This window comes from Neisseria sp. P0022.S010, assembly GCF_051956635.1.
Window position 1 is genome coordinate 1 of the sequence record NZ_JBQCXF010000231.1, and the last position, 4,624, is coordinate 4,624.

General features: G+C 49.5%; 4 protein-coding genes. 1 reads left to right on the forward strand and 3 read right to left on the reverse strand.

Annotated elements, in window-relative coordinates; genetic code table 11:
* The first annotated feature begins 214 nt into the window (after window positions 1–214).
* On the forward strand, window positions 215–1,780 hold the full coding sequence (gene guaA, locus ACTHUT_RS14275; RefSeq protein WP_250600435.1) for a glutamine-hydrolyzing GMP synthase: 1,566 nt from the start codon (window positions 215–217) through the stop codon (window positions 1,778–1,780).
* Between the two features lie 70 nt (window positions 1,781–1,850).
* Here guaA and gloB read toward each other — a convergent pair whose 3' ends face one another.
* From gloB to ACTHUT_RS14290, 3 genes are all read right to left on the reverse strand, one after another.
* The gene (gene gloB, locus ACTHUT_RS14280; protein ID WP_049329038.1) at window positions 1,851–2,600 is read right to left on the reverse strand and encodes a hydroxyacylglutathione hydrolase; all 750 of its coding nucleotides are present in this window, start codon (window positions 2,598–2,600) and stop codon (window positions 1,851–1,853) included.
* Window positions 2,601–2,623: 23 nt separating this feature from the next.
* The gene (locus tag ACTHUT_RS14285; RefSeq protein WP_137040738.1) at window positions 2,624–3,709 is read right to left on the reverse strand and encodes a hypothetical protein; all 1,086 of its coding nucleotides are present in this window, start codon (window positions 3,707–3,709) and stop codon (window positions 2,624–2,626) included.
* Window positions 3,710–3,893: 184 nt separating this feature from the next.
* Window positions 3,894–4,624, reverse strand: a 731-nt coding sequence (locus ACTHUT_RS14290; protein ID WP_440418936.1) for an HNH endonuclease, incomplete at its 5' end; no start/stop codon positions are given.

Consider the following 4,624-nt stretch of genomic DNA (forward strand, 5'->3'; position numbering starts at 1 on the left):
GTCGTGTTGGGTTGCCTGCTGTTGCTCTCGCGCAGCGATATGATTCCTGAGAAACACACAAAATAGAAAGATGAGAGATTTGGGTTTTGCCCTATAAAGGCCGTCTGAACAATGGTATAATCCGCCGTTTCAGACGGCCTTTTTTATTGTGGTTTAAATTTGAAATTTGCCCTCCCGGCCGCACCGTTTTCTTACATTTTGCAAAGTTTCCGCCATGACCCAAGACAAAATCCTTATTCTCGACTTCGGCTCGCAAGTTACCCAGCTGATCGCCCGCCGCGTGCGCGAAGCCCATGTTTACTGCGAACTGCATTCTTTCGATATGCCTTTGGAAGAAATCAAAGCTTTCAACCCGAAAGGCATTATCCTCTCCGGCGGTCCTAATTCCGTTTACGAATCCGATTATCAAGCCGATACTGGTATTTTTGATTTGGGCATTCCGGTTTTGGGCATCTGCTACGGCATGCAATTTATGGCGCACCACTTGGGCGGCGAAGTTACCCCGGGCAACCAACGCGAATTCGGTTATGCGCAAGTTAAAACCATCGACAGCGAGCTGACACGCGGCATTCAAGACGATGCGCCAAACACGCTCGACGTATGGATGAGCCATGGCGATAAAGTTTCCAAACTGCCTACCGGCTTCTCTGTCATCGGCGACACACCGTCTTGCCCGATTGCCATGATGGAAAACGCTGAGAAACAATTCTACGGCATCCAATTCCACCCTGAAGTGACCCATACCAAACAAGGCCGCGCGTTGTTAAACCGCTTTGTCTTGGATATTTGCGGCGCACAACCAAGCTGGACCATGCCAAACTACATTGAAGAAGCCGTTGCCAAAATCCGCGAACAAGTCGGCAACGACGAAGTAATTTTGGGTTTGTCCGGCGGCGTGGACTCTTCCGTAGCGGCGGCGCTGATTCACCGCGCCATCGGCGACCAACTGACCTGCGTGTTTGTTGACCACGGTCTGTTGCGTTTGAACGAAGGCAAAATGGTGATGGATATGTTTGCCCGCAACTTGGGCGTACGCGTGATTCACGTTGATGCCGAAGAGCAGTTTTTGGCGAAACTTGCCGGCGTGACCGATCCGGAGAAAAAACGCAAAATCATCGGTGCAGAATTTATCGAAGTATTTGATGCTGAAGAGAAAAAACTCACCAACGCCAAATGGTTAGCGCAAGGTACGATTTACCCTGACGTAATCGAATCCGCAGGCGCAAAAACCAAAAAAGCCCACGCCATCAAATCGCATCACAACGTCGGCGGTCTGCCCGAAAACATGAAGCTCAAATTGCTTGAACCATTGCGTGACTTGTTCAAAGACGAAGTGCGCGAATTGGGCGTCGCTTTGGGACTGCCTCGTGAAATGGTGTACCGTCATCCGTTCCCGGGCCCGGGTTTGGGCGTGCGTATCTTGGGCGAAGTGAAAAAAGAATACGCCGACTTACTCCGTCAGGCAGACGATATTTTCATCCAAGAATTGCGCAATACTACCGATGAAAACGGCACGTCTTGGTATGACCTGACCAGCCAAGCATTTGCCGTATTCCTGCCTGTGAAATCCGTCGGCGTAATGGGCGACGGCCGTACTTACGATTACGTCGTTGCCTTGCGTGCCGTGATTACCAGCGACTTTATGACTGCGCACTGGGCTGAGCTGCCATACTCGCTGCTTGGCCGCGTGTCCAACCGCATCATCAACGAAGTCAAAGGCATCAACCGCGTGGTTTACGATGTCAGCGGCAAACCGCCTGCCACGATTGAGTGGGAATAATCCCTGAATAATAAAGGCCGTCTGAACAGATATTGTTCAGACGGCCTTATTCTTTAGGAACCAAGCCCAATTAAAATTGATTTTTCAATTCACGCAGGGCAGCGAAGACTTCGAGTTCGCTGTTTAATTTTCGTCCGCTCAATTCTTCGGCGCGTGCCTGAACTTGAGGTAGGTGTACTCGGAAAAACGGATTGACTTTGCGTTCGTGCACCAGGCTGACAGGCAGTGTCGGCGTGTGTTCGGCTGCGGCCAAGGCCGTCTGAATGTCGGCATTGTCCGGCTCGATATGCTGGGCAAAGCGCAGATTGGAGGCTGTATATTCGTGCGCCGGATAAAACAGCGTTTCCTCGGGCAGCTGGTTGAATCGGTGGAAGCTGTCGTAAAGCTGCTCGATTGTGCCGGTAAATACGCGGCCGCAACCGGCGGAGAACAAGGTATCGCCGCAGAAAACATGCAGGCCGTCTGAATTTTCCAGCAGATAGCTGATGTGGCGGTCGGTATGGCCGGGGGTTGCCCAAACGGTAACCAAGCCTTCGCCAAACGGGAACTGCGTACCTGCGGTGACGGTATGCGTCGCTACGTCGATGTCGCTTTCGCCATAGATTGGGGATTCCAAAAAGCCGTGGAATAGGCTTTTTGCGCCGCCGGTATGGTCGGGGTGCGGATGGGTAATCCATGTTTGCGCCAGCATCAGGCGGTTGTGGACGAGGAATTTCAAAACGGGCGTGGCATCGGACGGATCGACGCAGGCGGCATGGTTGCCTTCTTGAATCATCCAGATGTAGTTGTCGTTTAGGGCTTGGATTGGCGTGATTTTCATATGCTTTCTTTTGGTTTGGGGTTTCAGACGGCCTCTAGATAATCTTTGATATTCGGGCTTTGGCCGAACACGGCTTCATGGGCTTGATGGATGCACAGTCGGTTGAACAGCAATCTTTGGGTTTGATTGCCGTCGATAATCCGCACTTGGCCTTGCAGTTTGGGCGCGTCGTGATGAAAGGTATTTTTAAACGCGTGCCAACGGTCGGTTTGCAGATGGACGATGGCAAACATATCGTGCGAGATATTAACGCCGACGCTGAATAGTTTGGCCGAGGCTTGCAGGCAGAAACTGCTGTCGCCAAACAGGCACAGCCCCGTGTTTTCCGGATAGCGGAACAATTCGATTTTCACGGCTTCGGGTTCGGCAAAGATATTACAAAACAACCGTTCAAACAACGACGGCTGCGCCACGCCTTCGCTCAACATACCGTAAAGCCCGCCCAGCCAATCGACATAGCCGAGAAAAGAAAAACGGTAGTCCTGCATAATGGTCTCGATGCGCTTGGGGTCGCGTTTGCTGATCAAGCGGACAAATTCAAAACCGACTTCCGGCAGCCGCGCCCGAAGTGTTTGGTGCAGGCGGTGGGCAAACAGGTTTTTATGGTTGTGCGGATTGCGCAGAATGCCGAGGAATTTCAGCCGCAATATCCGCCACAAGGTATCCGGTACTTTGACGGTATCGGCATTTGCCGTAGGTGTTTTCAGACGGCCTGCAGGTAAGGTGCGCAGATGATTGCAGGCCTCTTCGTAGCCGCTTTCATGACGGTTGAACCAGCTTTCCAGATTATATTGGTTGGCGGTGTCTTCGACAAAGGTCAGCGTATAGAGGTTTTTCGCCGCCAAGTTTCCGATGATGTTGACGCTTATCGCTTCGCTGCGGTTTTGTTCTTTGCCGAGGGCTTTTTCGCCAGTATGGAACATTGACAAGGGCAGGCGGTAAACGTTTTGGTTTTGCGGGCTGACCTGCGGATTATGCGCATGTTGCCGCTGCTCGGTTTGGGCGATAAAGTGGTGTTCCTTCGTCGGATTCGCGGTCAACAGGGCGTAAGGCTTTTCGCCACATTCGGGAAATTCGCAATCGCTGAGGATAAAGGCTTGTCGAGTCATAATGTCGGGAAAGGCCGTCTGAATATGTCGATTATAGTTTAAAAGTGGGAATTATACAGAATGACGGCGACGGGTTTGGTCTTTATACTCAAAAGGACGCAAAAAGGTCGTCTGAAAACGGATATAGCGAGGTTCGCTAAATCGTTTTCAGACGACCTTAAATCAACGGACTGTTCAACACTATCTATTCTTCTTTTTGGAAGACATGGTTGCGGTGATACTCGAAATATTTTTCGCTTTCAGGTTCGATTTTTAATTGCATATCGGGAAAAATCCCAAGCCGCTTTTGATTTCCCGGATCGATTTTCGGACTGATTTTTATCGTACCGTCGGTCTCAAACGTAATCAGTCCGCTATCGAATAATGCGTCAATATTGGGTGCGAGCATCAGACCATTGAAGGGATCTAACCTCTCTTCATTATTGCACTTGCTCCAAGGTTTAATATGGCTGGCAATGAGTAAAGACTGAACATCTAGACCTGTTAGCGGGCAGTTCAGATACAGTTCGAGTAGTTTTTTCCGGAATCTGCCTTGCCCTTGACGGGCTTTTATCAAAGTCTCAATTTCGGTTCGCTTTTCTGGATTGGTTTCGGATGCTAAACGTTTTTCGAGTTTGTATATATCAGATTTTAAGGATAAGGCAGAAGCTGCCTGAAAATTTTGTATTCCTGTGAGCTGTTCTACCGGTAACCCTTTATCCTTACAGGTTTTGCATGGATTTAGTCCTTTTTGGTATTCAATCCAGCTCCATTGTTCAAGTTCTTCAATGGAGTTTGAGCAAACTTTGAAATATTTTTCAGTTGTACTTTCTCCCGGTCTATCATTTAGGTGGTGACAATTAGCAAAATGTATTCTGGGATGACTCTTATGAATATTAGAAGGGTTTTTACGCCTATGTATATTTAATACAAATC